Below are 22,471 nucleotides of genomic sequence, written 5' to 3' on the forward strand. Positions count from 1 at the left end.
GTGGTGTGGCCGGGGTGAGAGACTGGCCGGGCCAACGGGCGGGTCAACCTGGCCCGCTTCTCTGCTCCAACGGGATTGCGGGGGAGGATCTCTGTCCCGCTGGCGCGTCGACGGGCATCGACGTGAAGCGAACGCCATATCATCCTGATGGTTCCCATCGGCGGGAAGCGCAGGAGCGCTGACGGGCCGGATGGCGGCGCGGCCATCAATGCCGTGTCGCCTCACTTCATCCAGACCGCCCACCACGGGGCATAACAGCCAAGCGGGGGCAGGAACTTCGAATGCTGCGGTTTCGATTGGCAATCAGCCCGACCGGACACGCTGTATCCCCGTGACACCATGCAGGCAGACACAGCGTCATATGGGTCTCCGGGCTGCCACGCCACCTGTTGCGCGCAACCGAATACGTCGCCTTCGCGCATCTGGTCGTAGATCAGTAAACCGGTGAAGAAGGCATAGAAGGCTGCGACGATGAGGATCGGCGCACACAGCACGACGACGATGATTGTCTTGAGGGTCACCCCGTCGCCTTTCATCGCAGAGTTACGTTGGGTTCGGCTGAACCCTACCTCGCAACCGTCGGCATGGCCATGGGAGGCACAAGCGGAGCTGACGGGCCGGGTGGCGGTGCATGGCGGGCTGCCACCCGGCCCGTCCCATCCGCCGCAGTGCCACAGGAACGGCGGATAGCCTCAAGAATTGCTTTGACGGGCCGGACGGTCCAGCCCCCGCAACCGCTTTCCGCCCGGCCCGGCCCCGGCGCGGTGCTGGCGGGCATGCGCCGAGACCGGCGCATCATACCCACGACGTACGACACGCGATTGAACGTGCCCGACCCATCCGCCGCCGCCCTCTGAGGCGGCTTTTTTATTGCCCGCAGATCTGGAGACTGCCATGACCGCGTCGAGCTTCGACGAGGCGCTCAAGCGCGTGCTCGTGCATGAGGGTGGCTACGCGAACCACCCTGCCGACCCCGGCGGCGCGACCAACAGGGGGGTAACCCAGCGCGTCTATGACGGCTGGCGCCGGCGCAAGGGACAGAAAACCCGCAGCGTGCGCAGCATCACCGCCACCGAGGTCGCGGCGATCTACCGCCAGCAATATTGGGACGCGGTGCGCGCCGACGACATGCCGCCGGGCGTCGACTATGTGGTCTTCGACGGTGCGGTGAATTCCGGCCCCGCGCAGGCGGTGAAGTGGCTGCAGCGCGCCCTCGGCGTCGTCGCGGATGGCACGGTCGGTGCGGTGACGCTGGCGGCGCTGGAGAAGCATCCCGACCACGACGCCCTGATCGCCGACATGATGTCCCGCCGCCTCGCCATGCTGAAGGGGCTTCGGACGTGGAAGACCTTCGGCAAGGGCTGGTCCAGCCGCGTGGCGAACGTGCTCGCGCATGGGCAGGCGGCGGCGATGGGCAGCGTCGGCCCCGATCCGGTGTGGACGAAGCAAGGCGCGGCGCGCGCCCCCGTCGACGACATCGCCAAGCCGGCGGTGCCGATCGGCGGTTCGGCCGGCGCCGTGGCTGGCGGCGGCGGTGTCGCCATCCTGATCGACGAGGCCAAGAAGGCGGTCGAGCCGCTTGTCGGCGACGGGGGCTGGATCGACACAGTCTTCGCCGGCCTCGTCACCGCCGGCCTCGTCGTCGCGGTCGGTGGCGTAGCCTATGGCATCTGGGCGTCGCGCCGCAACAAATCGGTGGCGGCGATCCTCGGTGGCGAGGCGCGGGCCGACCTGCGCGAGCTCGCCGGAGCCGCGGCATGAGCTGGCTGCTCGGCCTGATCCTCGACCACACGCCGTGGTGGCTGTGGCTCGCCGTCGGTCTCGGCATCCTCGCCGCCACCTATCAGGTCTGGCGGCCTTTCTGGTTGCTGCTGCCGTCTCCCATCAAGACCGCCCTGGCCGCGCTCGTCGCGGCCGGGCTCGCCTATCTCGCCGGCCGCAACAAGGGCGCGGCCGGCGCCCTCCAGCGCGCGCAGGAACAGGAGCAGGCCCGTGCCGACGATATTCGTGAGAAAGGCGCTCGCGCTCGCGAGCGCGCTGACCGTGACGCTGTTTCTGGGCGGCTGCGCGACGACGACGGCTGGAAGCGGCGCGACGGGTAGGGCGGCCTGCGACGTGTTCCGGCCGATCACCTGGTCGGGAGCCGACACCGATCCGACAATCCGGCAAGTGAAGGGGCACAACGCGGTCGGCCGCGCGGTGTGCGGGTGGCACTGATGGCGGACCTCCCTCCCGAGCCCGCGCTGATGGGGCTGAAGTTTGCGCATCTCGCCGCCGGCTTTATCGGCGGGCTCGCCCGATCGCTCACTCGCCCCGGCGGCTCGCTCGCGCGGCATGTCGGCACCGCGATGGTCGGCACGGCCGTCGCCGGCTACGGCACGCCGGTGGGGGCCGTCTTCGCCGCCCGCTGGCTGGCCGATCCGGGCCTCTCCGTGGCCTCCATCGAGGGGATCGTGGGTTTCGTGCTCGGCCTGACCGGGATGTCGCTATGCGAGGCGGCCATACGCTGGGTGAAGATCTGGCGCGACGGCCCGCCGCCGAGCTTCAAACCGCCCTCGACATGAGCGGCTTGAGCAGCGATGAGCGCGACCGGATAGCGCGCCTCGGCGGGGTGCTGCTGCCCTCCGCCGATGGCGTACACGCCGTGCTCGATCTCAAGACGGGCATGCTGCTCGTCAACGAGCGGCACCATCACGCGCACGGCCAGATCGAGGATGTGGAGCGATGGGCAGCGACGCTCATCGCCGCCTGCTGGGAGGCGCGGAGAGCGGCGGCCGCGCGCGTATCTGACGTTCCTCGCGGAATGCCGGGATAGACCGCAGGGCGAAGCTCGCCAACTGCTCTTCCCCCTCGATGCCCTGCTGCGAGCCTTCGAGGATCGCTGATGCGAGGAGGGTCCTCAGACCTTCTTTCACGGAAAGCTGTTCGCCGGCACGCCGGCAGGCTCGCTCAAGCGCCTGGTCGAGGACCTCGACGGCTTCGGGCTCGTAACCATCGTTCACCATAGCCGCACCTCCTCGTTGCCGGCCGACTATAGGCCGGATCGGAGGGTGACGGGTGTGGCGGGGTACCAGCCTAAACACATTCGCGCGTGCCGCGCGGATAGCGCCGGGGCTTCATCCCGGCATCTGCGGCGAGGCCCTTCCCCGGCCGCTCGTCGACATTCACGACTTGCCCCGCTCTCCCTTATCCGGGAGGGCGGGGCTTTTTTCGTTGTCGCTACGCCTGCGCTTATCGTGCCGTATTCCGACTGCGCGATGCCGCCGACCGTAATATCTCGTCGAAGAGTTGAGGGTCGTATTGCTTAAGGAGTCCCGTCTTCGGAGGTCGTGGCGGGTTCTGTAGATCGGAAACCTTCCGGAATGTGACAATGTCGTCCATCCCTCTGACGAGATCTGATGTTCCGTCGCAGTCAAACACATGGACGGGAATATTATTTATTTCAAAATCGAGAATGCATGTCGATAATGTCGTGATTCCGTATGACGAATGTGCAATTATGTCTTCAGTAGAGTGAATTCCGTCAAAATATATATCCTTATGCATTCCGTATAATAGGCAATTCCGAGGGCGGCGTGTTATGATGATGCTTGCATATCTTTCGTCGTTATTCTCAGCTGGATGTGGGCACCATATAAATAATTCATCGTTTCTTGCTTCAATATGTTCTATTATGGTTCTAAAAAGCTGTCTCCGGTCTTCGCTTGAATATAGATACCAGTTCGTGTTCGTTATGATGACGTTGTATTTTGGTATTACAAGGTCGCGCCGTCGCGTACTGTCGGGCATGTATCTAGGGTAGCCGATTCCATCGGCTCCGTTCCAGCAGACGTGGGTGTCGGCAAAGGAGGGGATTATGTCCCCAATTCCGTTGCTGCTGGATGCGATATCTATAATTCGAGTGGTGTCGACCATATTGCGTCCCGGCTGGAACAGGCCGTGAGGGACGTCAACGATGGGTATTCGTAGGTTCTGCGCTCTTTCAATAAGTCCGTGTATTTCCGGTGGCAGCGAGCGGTGTCGAAATGAGAAACTCGTCACGATGCGTGAGAAGCGCTCAAGTATAGTTTCAACATCTAAGGCATGACGGATAAAATGAAGTTTCGGAAATTCGGCGGATATCACCTCAAGGTCATCTGTATCGAAATACACATAGCTGTCAAATGAGGACTGAAGCGCCATCTGCGTGACGATATTCAGTTGACCGATTCCATATGGCATATATAAAACGCAGAAGTCATCTTTTGTCGATGCTGCGGTAAATGCACGGATAGGCGCAGGCTTCATAGGGAGTATTCCTCCATCGCCGTCTGGAAGGCACGAAGCCCAAGCCTCGTGCTCATGGCCGGCTCATTTTTCAGAGTCTGCAGGGTATTGATCCAATCTTGTCCCGATGAGCAGAGCCAGCCATTTACCCCGTGCTGAATAGTCCGCTGGAACTCTTCCACAGGGCTGGCGATGACAGGCACCCCCTGACTTGCCGCCTCGATGAATTTTATATTCGACTTGGCATCGTTGAATTCGGTCGCCTCTAGAGGGACAAGAAGGGCGTCGTGTTTCGACAGCTCGGTGAGCATGTCGCCAAATGACAGCATTCCAATTTGTCGCGTTTCTCGGCAGTAAGGCTGAAATGCGCGAAGCATTGCGGATGTCGTGCCAAGAAATGTTAATTCAACAGTATTGATATTTGATTGTACGAATTTAAGAAGTGGGCCGGATACGACAGAAAAATCGCGAACATGGGTGGCAGTGCCTGATGCATATATAAGACGAATGGTCTCGCTATTGTGTTTTGACCTAATTTCGCTCTCGTTGGCGAAGAGGCGACGGGGCAGCTTGTTCTCCCGAAGCGAGACGGGGAGGCCGTAAGTGTCGAGATATGATTTTAACGTCGGTGTCGAGCAGGTAATGTAGTCGGCCCAGGCGAGGGCTGCGCTGTCTTTCTCCAGCTGCCGTTTTGTGTGGTCGAACCCGCGAACGCCGGAGCGAACCGAGCCTTTTGACATGCTGTACTCTGGAAACAAGATGTCGTCGTAATCGGCCCCCACTGGTATCCCGATGTTCCGGCAGAGGGTCATAAGGTAGCGAGTGCGGGGGGTGATGTCCGGTCTCAGGAATGAGGCTGTTTCGCAGCTGAAGAGGGCCAGCAGCGTGTCTTCGAAGCTGTCTTCCGCAGACAGGGCAACGGCTTCCACGTTGGCATCTGCATGAAATTGGCAGCGGTATTGAAATGAGGCGTTGCTCCGCTTGCCGCCGAAGATATGCGCTAGTCGAAGATAATTGGTATCTGGAGAATAATTTTTAGCAGAAGAAATGATAAGCGCGTCGGGGATAGAGCCTTCTTTGTAGCCATGCTTTATAAAATGATATAGCGGACAAATATTCGTAGAGGCAACGTCAGGACGTATGTCATAATACTCGACTTCGTTGAGAAGGCAATGACGTATGTAGTTCGTTGAAAGGTGCGATTTTAAGTTGTGTAATTGTTGTAAAAATTTGGATGACCATTCTTTAGTCGGGTGCGTTGGGTGTTTGTAGAGGCGGCCTTCGTCTCGTCCATAAAGGGCGAAGTGCTCCAAAGGATTCATTCCGCTATCGGCAACGTCTTTGTGCAGTGCAAGATAAGCCTGTGGATCAAAGTCGTCCGGTATCATCGAGTGAAAGGGGCGATGCTTGGCGTCGCTTTCATGAGGCGTGTCGGCTTGATCCATCATGTTGTTCTCTTCGTCACACCTCATCAGAGCTGTCCCAGCAAGCCCTGCATGCGCGTTTATCGATAGTTACAGTGTTATTATGATAATGTGAATTTGTGGAGCGGGTGTCTAGTCGCGAATTTCGTCACTGCTTCCGTGGGGGGGCGGTGATCGACGGCTGACGAAGAGGCGATGTTTCTTCTGGCCGGACGTTCCGCGACGAACGTTGACATTGCCGCCGGAGCGGCTGGCACGTCACCGAGTGGGACGCCTTCTGGGCGCTCGACCTCGACCGGCTGAAGACGCTGCTGCGCCGCCCGATCGTGGTTGACCTGCGCAACATCTATCCCCCAGCCGACCTCATCGGCCGCGGCTTCAAATATGTCGGCGTGGGATATCGTTGAGAGGCGTCTGCGAATTTGGGAATTCGTAACTCCAACACAATGAGCGCGCGATACCCCAGTCGACGGAAGTGTTGTTTCCGACTTGTCGTGCCGCCAGTGCCGTGCTCCGAGGCCGCAAGAGGCTCGACCGGCCGCTCGTCGGCATTCACGACTTGCCCCGCTCTCCCTTATCCGGGAGGGCGGGGCCTTCTTGTTTTCGGACCGCATGAAACCGCTGGCGTTCGGCTGCGTTATGTTGCCCATGAACTATGTGCGGATGGACACGGTGCATGTCTGGCAGCGCGACGCGACGCGGCGTTCCCTCCGCGACGTCGCCAGCGCGGCGACCTTCCTGCTGATGAATTGGCCCCGGGCGTTCATGGACACCGATGCGCATCGTGCCGCGCAACTTGCTGCCCTTTATGCTCTGGACGGCCATATCGCAGCGGTATCCTTCCGCGCTGCCTTCATCGCAGCGGCGGAGGAGGCGGGTGTCCTGGTGGAAGAGGTTCTGTCAGACCGCGCGTAAGCCACCCTTGCCAGGCATCCCGCTTGATGTTCCCTTACGGAAAACGAAAACACGTCAGGAGGGAACACCATGGCCTTTGAAGTCGTTGCAGCGCTCGTGTGTATCGCCATCGTGCTAATCATGTTTCTCGTCGCCTTGCCAGGCAAGGATCGAAAGGTCCGAGGCTTTCTCGCCAGCGAGGCGCGGCAGGCCATCTTTACGCTGGTCCTGCTCACCTTCATTTTCGCCGGGACATTCCTGACGATAGACGCGATGAGCTTGCTGTTCTGAGGCTTGGAGGTGCCGGCCGTCAGCGCTGGCCAAGCGGCGACGGGCGGATCGCCTTTATGATCTTCTCCACGTCGCTGTAGCCGGCGTGGACCAAAACGCCGCCCTCGGCCGGGAAAATATCCGCAGTGAAAGATATGCGCACGGCTTCGACCTGCTTCTTCAGCAGGTCGGCATCGCCTGGTAGGAAAGCTGTGTGGCCGGTCCAGAAGCGCTCGCCATCTGGCATCGGCTCGGGCGCGGGCCGAAGCTTGCCATCGGGCCTGATGAATTTCCGGATGACGATCTCGTAGGACTGCATGGCGCGCCATGTGCGCGATTCCCGGAGGTAAGTCCATTGGGCGTCAGGGCTCGTGCCGCAACCTAGCAATGAGGGCGCGAGTCCCCCGTCGACGGAAGTGTTCTCCCTGGCTTCCCATACAGCCAGCCTTGTCCAAAGGCATCGTTGCGCAATTGCAGGATGTAGGCTGCCTGCTCCTCGGTCTCTACGCCCTCGACAATCAGATCGAGCCCGAGCCTGTCGGAAATCGCGCAGATGTTTTCGACGATGGCTGAGCAAACGGCTTCCTTCCCGATGGCCTGCGTGAACATCTTGTCCATCTTGATGCCGCTGATCGGAAGGCTGGCGAGGTAAGCCAGGTTGGAATAGCCGGTGCCGAAGTCGTCTATGAAGAAGCGATGGCCGCTCCGCTGGAAGGCCTTCATCGCTTCGACCAGCTTTTCGCGCCTGGCCGTAGAGCGCTCGGTGATCTCAAGTACGATTTGATCCGGGTTCAGTCCGTTGCGCGCGATCTCGTCGTTCAGATAAGGAACGAGTGCTGCATCAAGAACGTCCAGCACGGAAAGGTTGATCGACAGATCGAAATCACGCCGAGCCAACAGCTCGTCGCGCATGTCGGCCAGCGCTCGCCGGATGACGAGACGGGCGACCTCACAGACGAGGCCGGCATCTTCCGCGGCCTTGATGAATACCTCCGGGGAGATCGGCTCGCCAGCCTCATCAGACAGGCGTGCAAGGGCCTCCACGCCCACGACATGCTTGTCCCTCATTCGCACGATAGGCTGGTAGACGACCGACAAACTTCCGTCGGCAAGGGCCCGCTTTACCTGTTGCGACAGGGACAGTCGCCTGCGGCGATACCAGAGCGCGGCCCATCCAAATGCTCCCCCTGACAGTGCGCCCATGCCTGTCGCCGCGAGCAGCGGGACGATTGGCTGTCCCAGGAGGTCGGCATTTGAAGCGCCCGCGACAACACAGATGTCCAGGTCGTTCGAGCAGCGCGAAAGGATACGCTGGGGCGACAGATGAAACCATTCAGTCTGTGTGGCGTCTCCCTCCGCAAGAGGCTTCGTGTCGCCAAACCTGCGATAGACATGTTGCCCGTCACGCGTGAGAACGAGGGCGCTCAGGTCTGAGGCCGGTCGTTCGTATATTTGAAAGGCAATCGGCGCCGTAAAGACAATGGCGGTGTCGCGGACGACCATGTCCACCTTGATGCCGTAGCCGCCGATATCTTCCGCATTTGCCCAAAGAAAGTCGCCGTCTCTTTGCTCTCGATTTGGAGGGGGGAGGGGCTGGGCAGCGGGTAGGATGCCCCACAGAGCGGTGCACAGAATACGGCCATCCTCGACGCGGCCGACGTCACGCAAATGTTCCGTTCGAAAGGCCAGGAACCGCAGACGCTCAAGGTCGCTTTCGGTGCAGATCGATTGTGTCGAATGCGCTATTTTCCCTAGCGTATCGCGGCTTTCCTGAGCAACGTTGACAGAATATGTAAGAAGTGTTGACGTATATTCGCTGAGGCGGGCGTCGGCAGTGGAAATCATGACGAACTGGCCAATGAGAAGGCTTCCCAAAATACCGACGCTGACCGCCGCAATTATGAATACCCAATCTCTCGTTTGTCCCATACTTGATCTGGCCTGAAACAGAGGGAACGGTATTGGATTAAACGTTCTGGGAAGGTGGACGTCCAGCCCCTATGGCCGGCATGTCTCCAATCCTGTCGAGGCAGTCGGTAATTCTCTCGCCCTGGCTGGCCGTCGGCCAGACTATCGAATCCGCTCACCTGAAATCGGGTGTTTCCTGTGAAAGAAAGTCAGTCATCTGGTGCGCAGCGAGCGTTCCTTACCGCGTCGGACCTTCACCAGATGCTGGATGCCATGCCCATTCCACTCTCTTGGGCGACCATCCCCTCGGGAGAAATCGTCTTCTGCAACCGCGCCTTTGTTCGATACTTCGGCTACAGCGCCAGCGAGTTGTCGACCGTCGATAACTGGATAGATTCCTTCTACATCTACGAATCCGAACGCGCCGTGGCTCGCTCGAGCTGGAAGGAACGCTGGCTTGCGGCCAGCTCCGGTGTCGATGAGATCGATGACATCGAGCTTCACATTCGTTGCTCCGACGGGAAGGTCGTGACCGCGCTCCACCGCGGAATCATTCTGCACGAGCTCGGCATCGGCATTGCGATTTTCGAGGACATCACGGCGCGCAAGATCGCGGAGGAGCGAGCGCGGCATATTGCGCTCGAGGACGCGCTGACCGGATTGCGGAATCGGCGAGCGTTACAGGCGCAATGGGACACAGAGCATCTCGTTTCAGATGACGCTGCGCGTTCCCGGGCAGCATTGCTCCTGCTCGACATCGACGGTTTCAAGCAGATCAATGATCGCTACGGTCACAATGTCGGCGATGAAGTGCTTGTGGGCTTTGCCGATCGCCTGAGAGAAGGCGTCCGGAACGACTGTATCTATCGCTATGGCGGCGACGAATTCGTCATTTACGCGTCCAAGCTGAAGGATGCCGAGATCTTCGTCTCCTCCGTGTGCGAGCGTATCCTGTCGCTGATGCGGCCTCCCATTCAGTCGACCAGCGGTCCGATAGACGTGCGCTGCACGATCGGCGCGAGCGTCTTTCCCGAGAATGCCACCGAACTGAAGGGGCTCATCGAGAGGGCGGATGAAGCACTCTATCGGCGGAAGAGGATAAGGAAGGGAACGTGGGGCCTGTACGGCCAGGATTAGTCCTCTGGGAGCAGATGCTTAAGGTGGCCACACCCGGTCCGTCCTCTCAGTTATGCTGCCGAGCCCCGGCCGCCTGAGACTTGACGGGCTGATCGAGAGGTTTCCTGACCAGCCCAGCCAACGTTCTTTTATGCCGCGAGGGCGACACGTCGCGCTGGCTCAAGCGGTCAGATGTTGCCGATCATCTCGTAGCAATTGCCGACAGGCCGGATCATCTCAATGTCCGTCAGGCGGCGAAGGCTTTGCAAGATCGCCCTTTCCTTGAAGCCAGCCTGTTCGGCGATGCGATACAGCTCGATGTCGGTCTCGACGCCCACCTTGGACAGATGATCGAGAATGCACGCGACGACGAGCGCCTGCTCACCTTCGTAATCCGACATGTCGATCCCCACCACACCGAGGTTGATAGATAAACGACCGGCACAACCGTGGCGTAGGTGATCGCACGTAGCCGGGCTGACACGGTCGGGCGCGACCGAAATCGCGCAACTCGCGGCCGGCCCTAAGGCCACTCACCAGCAGTCCAATCTCGCATATCGCTCGGGCGTGATCCTCGATTTTGTTCATGGGACAACGTAGCAAGGTCGGCGGACCCGCCGCTTCCTTTTTGCGGAGAGAGGGGGCCATGCCGAACGAACTGGATGGGCTGCACAGCGTTGAATCGCGAGCCCGCAACCGGAATTTTCGTCGGAGATAGGTTGCGGCGCGCGCGATCACTCAACGAGAGCTTGCGAACGGAGTGGGGCGATCTAAAATCCCTTTCATGTCGGTCGCACCCGCCGTGAACCAGCGTGAAAATGAACCTCATGAGTGGGGAGCACCGCTCTATGCCGTCGCACTCGGCATAGCTGTGTGTTCCTGGGCGCTTCTCGGCATCGTTACGCGGCCGGCCGGGCAGCTCGCGGCATTCTGGCCTGCCAATGCTCTGCTGCTGGGCCTGCTCGTCAGGTATCCCGCCTTCGCGACATGGCAGGGTTGGTGCGCGGCAATTCCCGGCTATCTCGTGGCGGATCTTCTCACCGGGGGCAGTTTTCTGCTGACCCTCTACCTGACTGGAGCAAATCTGGCCGGCGTCGCGACCGGCTACATCCTGTTTCAGCGGGTGTCAGAGCAGGACCGTCGGCTAACACGACCGTTCTCCGTGCTCTACCTCATCGTGATCGTCGTGTTGGCCTCAGCGATGGCCGGTTTCGTTGGCGCACTGATCGACCCGATCGTTTTCGGGAGATCCGCGCTGGGCGGGTGGGCATTCTGGTTCGTCACGGAGATGGTGAACTATGTTGCGTTCCTGCCGCTCATGCTGACGCTGCCCTTGGATTTCAAATGGAACGGGGGCGGCGTACGGAAAGCCCGTTTGCGGCCGATCTTTACGATCCAAAGAGCCGCCAGACTGTTGCCGGGCACCGCGGTTCTACTCTCAGCAATTGCCTCCCTGCTCCTGCCAGGCCCCGGCTCCGTCGCCTTTCCGGTTCCGGCTTTGCTTTGGTGTGCCGTCACCTACGGCCTGTTCGCCAATGCGGTGCTCGCCTTCCTCTTCTGCGCATGGACACTGCTGGCGATTTCGACCGGCTATCTGCATGTCGCCGTGGACATCGGCAGCCGCGAAGATCTGCTTTCCCTCCGCGCAGGTGTCACGCTCGTAGCCTTGGCTCCGCTGGTCGTCGCGACCGTGATGGCATCGCGCAATGAACTGGTCGCTCGACTCCAGAGGCTCGCAACTCATGACTATCTCACGGGTCTGCTGAACCGGACTGGATTTTACACCCATGTGCAGGACACCCTGCCGCGGCTCGCCCGGAGCAAACTCCCGGTCGCGATCCTGATGATCGATATCGATCACTTCAAGATGATAAACGATCGGCACAGCCACGCCGCCGGAGATCTCGTACTGGCGGCGGTCGCCCAAGCCATGAGGTCAAGCGTGCGGACAGGCGATGCCTTGGGACGGCTCGGTGGGGAGGAGTTCTGTGTTTTCCTTGAAGATGTAGCGGACGGGTCGCCGGAGGCCATGGCCGCCCGCATTTGCGACACAGTCTCGGCCACGCGGGTGACGCTCCCAGACGGAACCGAAATCGCCACGACCGTAAGCGTTGGAGTCGCCCTCGCCAACGAAGCTCCGACGGATATTTCGGGGCTGGTCGCGGGTGCAGACATCGCGCTCTACAGGGCGAAGGATCAAGGCCGGAACCGTTATGAGGTCTTGAACTTCAATTGATCTCCGGGATGGCCCGTCAGCAACCCACCCAATGGGAAGCCGAGATGGACTAAGCGCTCGCCGCCTAAGACGGTGATCCGCGCGCGACATCAAGGTGCTGCTGATCTCGCTGGATAGGGCGTGGCACGAGGCGAGCTGGGGCTATGTGCCCGGTCGCCCCTCGAGGCGGGTGCGGCGGCATGCTTTCCTACGCGGCGCTGTGGGTTACGCGGCGGCGGCTTTATCGCCGGCTCCGATGGTTCTGACACGAGCAAGGCAGAAGCCTTCGGTCAATTGCGCAGTGGTGCGAAGGAGGCCGCCAGCGAAACGAGCTCCGCCTGGCGATGCACGCCGGTCTTCTCGAAAATGTGCAGCATGTGGGTGCGAACGGTGCTGACGCCGAGGTCCAGATGCCGGGCTGTTTCCTGAACCGTGCGTCCGGTCAGGATCTGCTCGAGCACGCGGGTTTCTCCCGCCGTCAAGGAAAAGAGGGATGAAAGGATCGCCGCGGAGCTTTCCATGCCGAGATGACGAGGCGAGAAGATCAGGGCGAAGGTTTCTTCCTGCGTCAGCGGCAGGATGTGGACGCTGCGCAGCTCACCCTCCGTGGCGGCAAGAGGAATGCCGAAAGGAGCAGCTTGGGTCGCAGCGCCTTGTTGCGAGACCTTGGCAACGGCGCCTTCCAATGCGCGCTGGACGCCCGGCTGGAGAACTTGCAGGCGCCCGGCCAGGCAGGCGAGGCCTGCCTTCGCGGCGAACATCCGCTCGGCCGCTCTGTTCGCAAACAGGACGCGAAGATCACGTGCGGCAAGGACGATGGGAATGCGCAGCGCGTTGAGCACCACTTCCATGTTCTGTGCCGCGATCTTCTGCATATCGAGGACACGGCTCACTGTGACCGCCCTTTGCAGGTGCGGCACCAGCAGGCGCATGACTTCTGTTTCCCGTGGGCCGATCAACCCGACATCGCGATGGCGATTGAACCCGATGGTCCCGACGGCCTGCGTGTCGCGGCTGACGCCGACCGCGATGGCATCGACGAAGCCCTGGGGCCGGTTGAACTGCAGGTGGAACGGGTCGTCGGAGTACTCGTCGATGGCACGGGGATTGATTTTGGACAGGACCGCCGGTTCGTCCAGCGGTAGCGCTTGAATGGTCGCCTCGCCTCCCCAAAGGTTCACGAGCCCATCGGAGTAATGATCAAGCCGGCTGATCCATTCCGGTTCGAAACCGGTGGCGGCGGCCAGCATGGGCTGACTATCAGCCAGACGGATCAAGCTGACGACACCGGTGCGCAGGTCGAGTTCCCGGCAAATCTCGTCCAGAGCTCGCGGCCAAAGGCCGGGGTCGAGAGCGCAATCATAGATGCTTCCGATCAAGGCGGACAATCTATCGTTGGTTATGAATGACATCCTGCCTTTTCCGCATCCCGCTTCGTATCCACCAAATGGTGGAGGCATCAGGTTAGGGGCATCTTATGATCAGCGTCTATCGGATCACCCATTCGCGTTCAGGAATTTCGATAGGCTTCTCATGAGAGTTTCACTTTTCGCGCTGGCCGTTGCCGCCGTTCTTGCGAGCTCTGCGCCGGCCGCTTCTGCCGCCGATCATCCCCTGATCGGCCGCTACCAGGGCAGCGAGCAGGTCGGCGACAAGACGACGGAATATGACGAGACCTACATGATCACCGGGCCCGTGGTTGCCTCGCCCCGCGATGTGAAGGGGCCGGGCTGGAGCCTGCTGGAAGGGCGTATCCGCTATCTCTATTACAAGCTTCCCTCGGGGATTAGCGCGCTCGCCATGCGCCGCAACTTCGTGGACAGCATGAAGGAGAAAGGGGTGACGGTTCAGTTCGATTGCGCCGTTGCCAAGGGGGACTGCTTCGTCAATGGCGAGCCGGAGCCCGGCGTCTCGCTCGCGTTGCTGCTGGACACACCCGTCAACATGCCTCCCATCGAGGGCCGGGTGGTGCGCAACGTCGTCAAGGACGACAAGGCCCGCTACATCTATGGGTTCAAGGACGAGGCGGAGGGCCGCACGCACATCGCCATGGCGCTCTCCGGCGGCACCGAGCTGCCGGGCTACATCATTATCAAGGTGGTGGAGGGGGCGGAGATGCCGACCAACCAGATTGTGGTGGTAGAGGCGGACACCTTGCGCAAGGAGCTAACGGACAAGGGGCTCGTCAATCTCTACGGTATCACCTTCGACTTCGACAAGGCAGAGATCCGGCCGGAGTCGTCGGCTCAGCTCGAACAGATCGCGAGCCTGCTGAAAGCCGATTCCTCACTCGCCCTCGATGTTGTGGGGCATACCGACGATCAGGGCGGGGCCGATTACAATCTGGACCTGTCGAGGCGACGCGCCCAGGCCGTTACGCAGGCCTTGTCGGGGCGCTACGGCGTGGCTTCTGCGCGGCTGACGCCCATCGGAAAGGGCGCGCAACAGCCCGTCACCAGCAATGCGACAGAAGAGGGCCGGGCCAAGAACCGACGCGTGGAACTCGTCCGCCGATGAGGCTGGGCGGCGTCCATCAGGCAGGAGGGGCGGCAGAGGTAAGGCGGGCGTTCTCGCCAGCAAGAGGAACGTCCGCCTTATTCTTCAATGACTCGCGCGACAGGGGGCGTTAAGCGGAGATTTTGTGGCGGGCAACGCCGGGCGATGTCGATCATGGTCGCGACGGCGGGCGCGGGTACGACGCGGGCGGGCCGGAAGCCCTTCAGGAGGCGGCGGAGGGATCGTCCCACGCGGGGGCCCATTCCGGGTCGAATATTCGCCCCCGTGGCGCCGCGAGCGCGCCGAGCGCGGCCATTTCCGCCGCGCTCAACGCGAAGTCCATGACGGAGATGTTCTCGGCGATGCGGGCCGGATCACGCGAGCGGGGAATGGCGACGACACCCTGCTGGACATGCCAGCGGAGCATGATCTGCGCCGGGCTGCGGCCATGCGCGCGGGCCATCGCGGTCACCACCGGGTTTTCGAGCAGTTGCCCGCTTCCGATCGGTGCATAGGCGACGAAGGCCATGTCCTCCCGGCGGCAGCGCGCGATCAGCGCCGACTGGTCGAGACGTGGGTGATATTCGCACTGCTGCGCCAGCAGCCCGCCTTCCGCGAGGGCGATGGCCTGCTCCAGGAGGGGCAGGGGAAAGTTGGAGACGCCGATGTTGCGGGTAAGGCCCATGCGTTGCGCCTCGCGAAGCGCGCCGATGGTCTCGGCAAGCGGCACGGCGGGATTGGGCCAGTGAATGAGCAGCAGGTCGACCGGCCCGACGCCCAGCCGTTCGACGCTGGCCTGCGCCGAGCGCAGCAGCGCCGGCGCGGCCAGCTCCGTGTGCCAGACCTTCGTCGTCAGGAAGTAGCTGTCGCGTCCGAGCCCGGTGCCGCGCAGCGCGGCGCCCAGGCCGGCCTCGTTCTCGTAGCGCGGCGCGGTATCGAAATGGCGATATCCCGCCTCCGCCGCCGCATGCACGGCCCGTGTGAGCGCCTCGCCCTGGAGCTGCCAGGTTCCGAGCCCGATCTGCGGAATCCGGACACCCTTCGCGAGGATGGAGGCACAGTCATGGGACGACACGGCGATCTCCGATCCGTCGTTCCGGCTCAGGCGAGCCCCCCGACATGGAAGGTCTTCGTTTCCAGATATTCCTCGATGCCTTCCTGCCCGCCCTCCCGGCCGAGGCCCGAGGCCTTGACGCCGCCGAAGGGCGAAACCTCGTGCGAGACGAGGCCGGTGTTGAGCCCGACCAGACCGAATTCCAGCGCCTCGCCGACGCGGAAGCCCCGCGCCAGATCGCGCGTGTAGAAATACGCCGCCAGACCATAGGGCGTCGCATTGGCGATCGCGAGGGCCTCCTCCTCGGTCTCGAAGCGGAAGATCGGCGCCACCGGACCGAACGTCTCCTCCGAGGCGAGCTGCATGTCGGTGGTCGCCCCGGTCAGCACGAGCGGATCGGCATAGTTCGGGTCGAGCTCCCGGGCGGGTGTCGCGCGCCGCGCGCCCTTCGCCTGCGCGTCCTCGACGTGCCGGCGGATCTTGGCGATGGCGGCCGCGTTGATCATCGGGCCGATATCGACGCCCGGCTGCATGCCGGGCCCGACCTTGAGCGCGCTCACCCGTGCCGCGAGCTTCCCGACGAAGGCGTCGTGGATGCCGGCCTGCACGAGAATGCGGTTGGCGCAGACGCAGGTCTGGCCGCCATTGCGGAACTTCGACGCCATGGCGCCCTCGACCGCGGCGTCGAGATCGGCGTCGTCGAACACGATGAACGGCGCATTGCCGCCGAGCTCCAGCGACAGCCGCTTCAGGGTCGGCGCGCACTGCTCCATCAGCAGGGCGCCGACGCGCGTCGAGCCGGTGAAGGAAAGCTTGCGCACCGTCGGGCTCGCCGTCAGGGCGGCGCCGATGTTCTCGGGCCGGCCCGTCACGATGTTGACGACGCCGGCGGGAATTCCCGCGCGTTCGGCCAGCACCCCCAGCGCCAGCGCCGAATAGGGCGTCAGGTCGGAAGGCTTGATCACCATCGTGCATCCGGCCGCGAGCCCCGGCGCCACCTTGCGGGTGATCATCGCGTTCGGGAAGTTCCACGGCGTGATGATGGCACAGACGCCGATCGCCTCCTTCATCGCGAGGATCCGCTTGCCGGGGACCGGCGAGGGGATGAGTGTGCCGTCGATGCGCCGCGCCTGCTCCGCGAACCATCGGACGAAGCTCGCGCCATAGCGGATTTCCCCGCGCGCTTCCGCCAGCGGCTTGCCCTGCTCGGCGGTGAGGATCCGCGCCAGATCCTCTTCGTGGGCGAGGATCAGCTCGTACCATTTCATGAGCAGGTCAGCCCGCTCGGCGTGGGTGCGGGCCTTCCAGGGCTTGAGGGCCCTGGCGGCGGCCGCGATCGCCGCTTCCGTCTCGGCGGCGGTGCAGTCCGGCATGTGGCCGAGCACGTTGCCGCTTGCCGGATCGTGCACCGGCATGTCGGCACGGGATATCCACGCGCCGCCGATCAGGGCGGCTTCACGAAAAAGGTTCGTGTCTTCGAGCTGCATCCGGGTCTCCATCGCCCCGCGGACGGCTGCGGTGTCCGCAGCCCGCGCCCGCAACGAGCACATTTGAATGACGTTCCACGTCGGCCGCGTCCGATGAGGGGCCGTTCGATCCCGCTAGAGATCGATCAGCACGGATTTCGTGCGCCGGTTGGCGAGATAGGCCTCGCGCCCGAGATCCTTGCCGAGGCCCGAGGCCTTCCAGCCGCCCGTGGGCAGGATATGGTCCCGCGAGCGGCCGTAGCGGTTCACCCAGACGGCGCCCGCCTCGATCTTCCGCACCAGGCGCATGGCGCGCGACAGGTCGCGGGTGAACAGGCCGGAGCACAGGCCGTAGGTCGGATGCCGGGAAAGGTCGAGGGCTTCCTCCTCCGTGTCGAACGCCTGCAGGGTGAGGACCGGGCCGAAAATCTCCTCAGCCAGCGCCACCGAGCCGCGCTCGACCCCGGCAAGGATGGTCGGCTGGTAGAAGCTGCCCTCCCGCTCGATCCGCCCGCCGCCGCACAGCACCTCGGCGCCGGCCAGACGTGCGCCGTCGACGATGCTGTCGATGCGCTGGAGCTGCTTTTCCGAGATGATCGGCGAATAGGTCGTCGCCTCGTCCCATGTCGGGCCGGGCGTGATGTCCTTCATCTTCTGCGCGATGCGCTCCGCCAGTTCGTCGGCGACCTCGCGGGCGACGATGACGCGCGAGCCGGCGACGCAGCCCTGGCCCGCATTGCCCAGAATGCCCCGCGTGATGCAGCGGGCGGCGAGGTCGAGATCGGCGTCGGCGAAGACGAGCTGGGGCGACTTGCCGCCCAGTTCGAGGGTCAGCGGCTTGATGCCGGTGCGGGCGATGTTCTCCATGATCGCGCCGCCCGCCCGCGTCGAGCCGGTGAACGATATCTTGCCGATCTCCGGATGGGCGACGAGAGCGGCCCCGGTCGTCGGGCCGTCGCCGAGGACGACGTTGACCAGCCCCGCCGGCAGGCCGGCGCGCACGGAAAGCTCGGCGAGATGGAGCGTCGAGAAGGGCGTCATCTCGGAGGGCTTCAGGACCACGGCATTGCCTGCCGCCAGCGCCGGGCCGAGCTTCCAGCCGGCCAGCGCGAGCGGCACGTTCCAGGCGGTGATGGCGCCGACCACCCCGTAGGGCTCGGAGGCGATGAAGCCCATCTGCGTGTCGGCGGTCGGCACCAGGTCGCCGCACTCCTTGTCGGCGAACTCGGCGAAGAAGCGGATCTGCTCGGCGGCGATCATCACGTCGCCGGTCACCGCTTCGGCGATCGGACGCGGCGAGGCGACGGCCTCGATCCGCGCCAGCGTCTCCGCCTCGGCCTCGATCAGGTCGGCCCAGGCATGAAGCGCCCGCACCCGCTCGCGCGGGCGCACCGAAGCCCAGCCCGAGCCGGCCAGCGCCGCCTTGGCCGCCTGCACCGCGCGATCGACGGTCCCGACGTCGGCGGTCGGGATGTCGGCCAGCGTGCGGCCGTCCGAGGGGGCCCGCACCTCGATCGCCGGCGTCCCCTCGACATAGGAGCCGCCGATGAAATGCCCGGCCGGCAGGGCGAGTGTTCGCGGATCGAACGAAAGCGACATGGCAGTTCCTTTCCCGATGCGGCGCGACGGGCGCCGGCCATCGATCATCCTTTCTGGCGAAGATCCGACACCGTGAGCTCCGGCATGCGCGCCGGCACGGCATCAGCCTTCATGAAGAAGCGCGCCGATCGGTGTCGGCCGGACGGGCGCCTGCCCGCGAAACCGGCCGACGGCGTCGGGCGAGCACCCGGCCTGCGCCGCGACGAGATCGGCTCCGGCCAGTTGGCAATAGCGTCCCTGGCATCGCCCCATCCCGAGGCGCGAGAGCGACTTCACCCGGTTGGCCTCGCCGCCGCCGAGCGCCACGCTGGCGCGCACCATGCCGGCGGTCACGTTCTCGCACCGGCAGACGATGGTGTCGTCCGGCAGGCCGCGGGTCATCGCCGCCGGCCACGGAAAGGCGCGCGACACGCCTCTGGCGAAGCGCTCGAGCCGGGCCAGTTCCCGCAGTCCGGCGTCGACCGCAGGGGCCTGCCGTCCGAGATCGGCGAGGCATGCCGCCGCCGCGAGGCGTCCGGCGGTCTCCGCGCCGTCGGCGCCGAGCAGGCGCACGCCGTCGCCGGCCAGATAGATCCCGTTTCCGGCTCGGCCGAGCCGGTCGGCCTGCGGCAGCCATTGGTGCCACTGCCGATCATAGGAAAAGGCGCAACCGGTCAGATCGGCGAGATGCGTTTCCGCCCTCAGATGCCAGCCCATGCCCACCATGTCGCATTCGGTGCGGTTCTCCCGGCCGCCGGAATCGCGCCAGCGCACGGCGACCGGCCCGTCCGGATCGGTCTCGATCCGCTCCAGCACGACGCCCGCACGATAGCGGGTGCCGAGCCGCGCCCGCAGGACCAGCCCGCGCAGCATGACCGCCGGCCGCGCGGCGAGCCCCGGCAAACCTTTCATTTGCTGGTGCCAGGGCGAGGTGTCCAGCACGGCGGCCACCTGCGCACCCGCCTTCAGGAGTTGCGCGCCGACGAGAGTCAGCAGCGGTCCGGTTCCCATGAGGACGATCCGCCGCCCGAGGGCCACGCCCTGCGCCTTGAGAGCGATCTGCGCCGCGCCGAGGCTGTAGACGCCGGCGCTTTGCCAGCCGGGCACCGGGGCGACGCGGTCGGAGGCCCCGGTGGCGAGGATCAGCCGGTCATATCCGATCGCCTGCACGCCGTTCTCGGCGAGCACGTGCAGCTGGCCATCGCGCACGGCGACGACCGAGCGGCGCGGGTGATGGGTCAGCAGGCCGTCCGCGGCCATCCGGTCGAAGAGGGCGTGCAGCGCACGCGCTTTCGCCGCTTCCGACCCGTAGAGCTGTTCGGGGCTGCGGGTGAAGCCCTCGGGCGGGCGACGATAGATCTGCCCGCCGGCCCGTGCGCCCTCGTCGATGATGACGGGATGAAGCCCGGCTCCGACCAGCGTCTCGGCCGCCCTCATGCCGGCGGGGCCGGCTCCCACGATCACGACCTTCGGTCGCGATGCCTCGCGCGCGGCGGTCACGGCCAGTCCTCCGGCGGCAGGGTGCGCAGGCGCATGCCCTCGGCGATGGGCATGGAGCAGGCCCGCAGGCGCGGCCCCTCTTCCTGCCAGACCCAGCAATCCTGGCATGCCCCCATCAGGCAGAAGCCGGCGCGCGGTTCGGGGCCGAATTCGGACACCCTCACCGCCCGTGCCGAGGCCAGGACGGCGGTCAGCACCGTGTCGCCCTCGAGCGCATGGCACGGCACCCCGTCCAGCGAGAAGCGCACCGGGGGCCGGTCGCGCTCCGCCAGACGGACGATGCGGCCGTCGCTGATCATTCCGCGGCCTCGCGCGTCCGGTCGGGACGCGGCAGTTCCGGGAAGCGCTCGCACACGGCCTCGAAGGCGTTCTGCACGCCCTCCGGCCCGGATCGTCCCTCCATCCGGCGGAAGATCTCCGTCTTGGTGAAGAACCGCCAGTGGATCGGCAGGCCGTCGAGAATGGCGTTGAGCCGGTCATAGGCCGCCGGCGTCCATTGGGCTTCGTAGCCCTCGCGCTCCGGTCCGAAGTCGAAATGGCCGGTCGCCGGCTGCTGGCGCGCCCGTAGCCAGGCCGTGGCCTGTTCGTCGACCTCTCCCTCGCGGATGGCGACGCCGTAGTCGCGTTCCGCCGCGGCCAAAGAGACGTAGCCGCGCCGCACGTCCTGCGCGACCCGCCAGGGCTCGCGTTCGCAGGGATTGCCGCGCCCGCCGCCGCCGGCCGAGCGGATTTCCAGCACGTCGCCGGGCTGCAGGACGGCGGTGTCGATGTTGCCCAGCCGCCGCTCGCGCTCGGTTCCCGGATTCACCACCATGTCCGACAGTCCCGCCGCCTTGCCGCCGAGCACGCCCCACGGGCGGAAGAAGCTGCGGTCGCGGTTGCGGGCGGTGATCTTCGAATCCGGCGCGAAGACGCGGAACGCCATTTCGGTCGCCAGCCCGCCGCGCCACCGGCCGGCGCCGCCGCTGTCCTGCGCGAGGCCGTATCTCACGAATTCGACCGGGGTCTCGGTCTCGGTGATCTCGATGGGGGTGTTCTTGAGATAGGCGGCATCCGCGCCCGACCCGTTGGTGCCGTCGCGATGGGGCATGCCCCCGCCGCCGCCCACGACCGGATTCACCGCCGCGATGATGGTGCGGCTGGTGCGCTCGTCCGTGGTCATGACGTTGACGATGCAGTTGTTGCCGGCCGGCGCCGCCGGCAGGCGCTCGGGCACCGCCTGCGAGAAGGCGCCGAAGATCACCGAGCGCAGCCGCGCACAGGTCAGGGAGCGCATGCCGACCGCCGCCGGGTGCACCGGGTTCAGCACGGAGCCGCGCGGCGTGATGCAGGTGAAGGGGCGTGTAAGGCCGGTGTTGAGCAGGATCTTGGGGTTGAGCGTGTAGAGCACGTAGTAGACGCCCACCAGCAGCATGGTGTGGCGCGGATCTCCGCCCGAGGGCACGTTGAGCGAGGAGCCGAGCTGCGGGTCGGAGCCGGTGAAGTCCAGCACCGCCTCGTCGCCCTTGATCGTCAGCCGGAGCTTCAGCCGGCACGGGTTGGCCTCGACCGAGTCCTCGTCGGCATAGTCGGCGAATTCCCATGTGCCGTCGGGCATGGAGCGCAGCACGTCGCGCGCCTGCGCCTCCGCATGGTCCATGAGGGCGGAAACGCCCTCCAGGAAGGCGGCCTTGCCGAATTTCCGCACCATGGCCTGGATCTTCCGCTCGCCGGTGTTGAGCGCGCCGACCAGGGCCTTGATGTCGCCGATGTTGAGGTCCGGCTTGCGGACATTGGTGCTCATGATCCGCAGGATCTGCTCGTCGAAGACGCCTTCCTTCACGAGCTTCATCGGCGGAAAGCGGATGCCTTCCTGATGGATCTCGGTGAGCGCCCGGCTGAGCGAGGCCGGCACCGCGCCGCCCATGTCGGTGTTGTGGATGTGCCCGCCCGTCCAGGCGACGATCTCGCCGTCGACGAAGACCGGCTTCCACAGATGGGTGTCGGGCGCGTGGGTGGCGACGTGGCCGGAATAGGGGTCGTTGGTGAAGGCCACGTCCCCGGGCCGGTAGTCGCCGACCATGGCGATGCCCCGCGCATAGGAGAGGCCGGGATACCAGGTCGCGCCGAGTTCCATCGGGACGGCGAAGGTGGCCCCCGAATGGTCCATCAGCATGACCGTGAAGTCCTGCGTCTCCTTGACGAAGGCCGAGTGCGCGGTGCGGTGCAGCGTGTGGGCCATGTTCTCGGCCGCCGCGCGGGCATGGTTCGCCAGAACCTGCAGGTTTGTCCGGTCAAACACGAC

At 64.2% G+C, this 22,471-nt stretch carries 22 protein-coding genes; 9 read left to right on the plus strand and 13 right to left on the minus strand.

What is annotated here, in order from left to right:
- Window positions 1-221: 221 nt before the first annotated feature.
- Complete coding sequence (locus FO470_RS05010; RefSeq protein ID WP_144341775.1) at window positions 222-521, minus strand: hypothetical protein; 300 nt, start codon at window positions 519-521, stop codon at window positions 222-224.
- 373 nt (window positions 522-894) lie between these two features.
- On the opposite strand from FO470_RS05010, the gene FO470_RS05015 reads away from it, so the two are divergent.
- The 4 genes from FO470_RS05015 to FO470_RS05030 all read left to right on the plus strand — a co-directional run bounded on the left by FO470_RS05015 (window position 895) and on the right by FO470_RS05030 (window position 2,815).
- Window positions 895-1,761 (plus strand): glycoside hydrolase family 108 protein, encoded by an 867-nt coding sequence (locus FO470_RS05015; protein ID WP_144341776.1) that lies wholly within the window; start codon window positions 895-897, stop codon window positions 1,759-1,761.
- A complete protein-coding gene (locus FO470_RS05020; RefSeq protein WP_246659474.1) occupies window positions 1,758-2,102 on the plus strand; it encodes an AtpZ/AtpI family protein in 345 nt (114 codons plus the stop codon). Before FO470_RS05015 ends, FO470_RS05020 begins: the two co-directional genes overlap by 4 nt.
- Window positions 2,103-2,216: 114 nt before the next feature.
- On the plus strand, window positions 2,217-2,564 hold the full coding sequence (locus tag FO470_RS05025) for a hypothetical protein (RefSeq protein WP_144341777.1): 348 nt from the start codon (window positions 2,217-2,219) through the stop codon (window positions 2,562-2,564).
- 5 nt (window positions 2,565-2,569) lie between these two features.
- Window positions 2,570-2,815 (plus strand): hypothetical protein, encoded by a 246-nt coding sequence (locus FO470_RS05030; RefSeq protein ID WP_144341778.1) that lies wholly within the window; start codon window positions 2,570-2,572, stop codon window positions 2,813-2,815.
- Between the two features lie 416 nt (window positions 2,816-3,231).
- Here FO470_RS05030 and FO470_RS05035 read toward each other — a convergent pair whose 3' ends face one another.
- Window positions 3,232-4,287, minus strand: a complete 1,056-nt coding sequence (locus tag FO470_RS05035) for a hypothetical protein (protein ID WP_144341779.1) — start codon at window positions 4,285-4,287, stop codon at window positions 3,232-3,234.
- Window positions 4,284-5,714, minus strand: a complete 1,431-nt coding sequence (locus FO470_RS05040; RefSeq protein WP_186291834.1) for a glycosyltransferase — start codon at window positions 5,712-5,714, stop codon at window positions 4,284-4,286. The genes FO470_RS05035 and FO470_RS05040 overlap by 4 nt, the downstream gene beginning before the upstream one ends.
- Window positions 5,715-6,287: 573 nt before the next feature.
- On the opposite strand from FO470_RS05040, the gene FO470_RS05050 reads away from it, so the two are divergent.
- The gene (locus FO470_RS05050) at window positions 6,288-6,605 is read left to right on the plus strand and encodes a DUF982 domain-containing protein (RefSeq protein WP_144341781.1); all 318 of its coding nucleotides are present in this window, start codon (window positions 6,288-6,290) and stop codon (window positions 6,603-6,605) included.
- Window positions 6,606-6,674: 69 nt separating this feature from the next.
- Window positions 6,675-6,875, plus strand: coding sequence for a hypothetical protein (locus FO470_RS05055; RefSeq protein WP_144341782.1), 201 nt, complete (start codon window positions 6,675-6,677; stop codon window positions 6,873-6,875).
- A 19-nt stretch (window positions 6,876-6,894) separates the two neighbouring features.
- Here the strand turns inward: FO470_RS05055 and FO470_RS05060 are convergent, their stop codons facing one another.
- Window positions 6,895-7,173, minus strand: a complete 279-nt coding sequence (locus FO470_RS05060; protein ID WP_144341783.1) for a hypothetical protein — start codon at window positions 7,171-7,173, stop codon at window positions 6,895-6,897.
- 62 nt (window positions 7,174-7,235) lie between these two features.
- Window positions 7,236-8,699 (minus strand): EAL domain-containing protein, encoded by a 1,464-nt coding sequence (locus tag FO470_RS05065; protein WP_186291835.1) that lies wholly within the window; start codon window positions 8,697-8,699, stop codon window positions 7,236-7,238.
- Window positions 8,700-9,023: 324 nt separating this feature from the next.
- Between FO470_RS05065 and FO470_RS05070 the strand changes: the two genes are divergently transcribed.
- Window positions 9,024-9,899 carry a sensor domain-containing diguanylate cyclase gene (locus tag FO470_RS05070; protein ID WP_144341785.1) on the plus strand — a complete coding sequence of 292 codons (876 nt, stop codon included), beginning with the start codon at window positions 9,024-9,026 and terminating at the stop codon, window positions 9,897-9,899.
- Window positions 9,900-10,066: 167 nt separating this feature from the next.
- Here the strand turns inward: FO470_RS05070 and FO470_RS05075 are convergent, their stop codons facing one another.
- Complete coding sequence (locus FO470_RS05075; protein WP_144341786.1) at window positions 10,067-10,279, minus strand: hypothetical protein; 213 nt, start codon at window positions 10,277-10,279, stop codon at window positions 10,067-10,069.
- A 383-nt stretch (window positions 10,280-10,662) separates the two neighbouring features.
- Here FO470_RS05075 and FO470_RS05080 point away from each other — a divergent pair, with 383 nt between their 5' ends.
- Window positions 10,663-12,114 (plus strand): GGDEF domain-containing protein, encoded by a 1,452-nt coding sequence (locus tag FO470_RS05080; protein ID WP_144341787.1) that lies wholly within the window; start codon window positions 10,663-10,665, stop codon window positions 12,112-12,114.
- 269 nt (window positions 12,115-12,383) lie between these two features.
- Here the strand turns inward: FO470_RS05080 and FO470_RS05085 are convergent, their stop codons facing one another.
- Window positions 12,384-13,505, minus strand: coding sequence for a helix-turn-helix transcriptional regulator (locus FO470_RS05085; RefSeq protein WP_186291836.1), 1,122 nt, complete (start codon window positions 13,503-13,505; stop codon window positions 12,384-12,386).
- Between the two features lie 121 nt (window positions 13,506-13,626).
- Between FO470_RS05085 and FO470_RS05090 the strand changes: the two genes are divergently transcribed.
- Window positions 13,627-14,610: an OmpA family protein gene (locus FO470_RS05090; RefSeq protein ID WP_186291837.1), complete on the plus strand. Its 984-nt coding sequence runs from the start codon at window positions 13,627-13,629 to the stop codon at window positions 14,608-14,610.
- Between the two features lie 202 nt (window positions 14,611-14,812).
- Here FO470_RS05090 and FO470_RS05095 read toward each other — a convergent pair whose 3' ends face one another.
- The 6 genes from FO470_RS05095 to FO470_RS05120 all read right to left on the minus strand — a co-directional run bounded on the left by FO470_RS05095 (window position 14,813) and on the right by FO470_RS05120 (window position 22,468).
- Window positions 14,813-15,664, minus strand: a complete 852-nt coding sequence (locus tag FO470_RS05095; RefSeq protein WP_144341790.1) for an aldo/keto reductase — start codon at window positions 15,662-15,664, stop codon at window positions 14,813-14,815.
- 26 nt (window positions 15,665-15,690) lie between these two features.
- Complete coding sequence (locus tag FO470_RS05100) at window positions 15,691-17,130, minus strand: NAD-dependent succinate-semialdehyde dehydrogenase (RefSeq protein ID WP_144341791.1); 1,440 nt, start codon at window positions 17,128-17,130, stop codon at window positions 15,691-15,693.
- Window positions 17,131-17,244: 114 nt separating this feature from the next.
- A complete protein-coding gene (locus FO470_RS05105; RefSeq protein WP_144341792.1) occupies window positions 17,245-18,708 on the minus strand; it encodes an aldehyde dehydrogenase family protein in 1,464 nt (487 codons plus the stop codon).
- A 102-nt stretch (window positions 18,709-18,810) separates the two neighbouring features.
- Window positions 18,811-20,187 (minus strand): FAD/NAD(P)-dependent oxidoreductase, encoded by a 1,377-nt coding sequence (locus FO470_RS05110; RefSeq protein ID WP_272482964.1) that lies wholly within the window; start codon window positions 20,185-20,187, stop codon window positions 18,811-18,813.
- The gene (locus FO470_RS05115) at window positions 20,184-20,486 is read right to left on the minus strand and encodes a (2Fe-2S)-binding protein (protein WP_144341794.1); all 303 of its coding nucleotides are present in this window, start codon (window positions 20,484-20,486) and stop codon (window positions 20,184-20,186) included. The genes FO470_RS05110 and FO470_RS05115 overlap by 4 nt, the downstream gene beginning before the upstream one ends.
- Window positions 20,483-22,468, minus strand: a complete 1,986-nt coding sequence (locus tag FO470_RS05120; protein WP_144341795.1) for a hydantoinase B/oxoprolinase family protein — start codon at window positions 22,466-22,468, stop codon at window positions 20,483-20,485. Before FO470_RS05120 ends, FO470_RS05115 begins: the two co-directional genes overlap by 4 nt.
- Window positions 22,469-22,471 lie beyond the last annotated feature (3 nt).

This window comes from Ancylobacter moscoviensis (assembly GCF_007559435.1).
Classification (GTDB): Bacteria; Pseudomonadota; Alphaproteobacteria; order Rhizobiales; family Xanthobacteraceae; genus Ancylobacter; species Ancylobacter moscoviensis.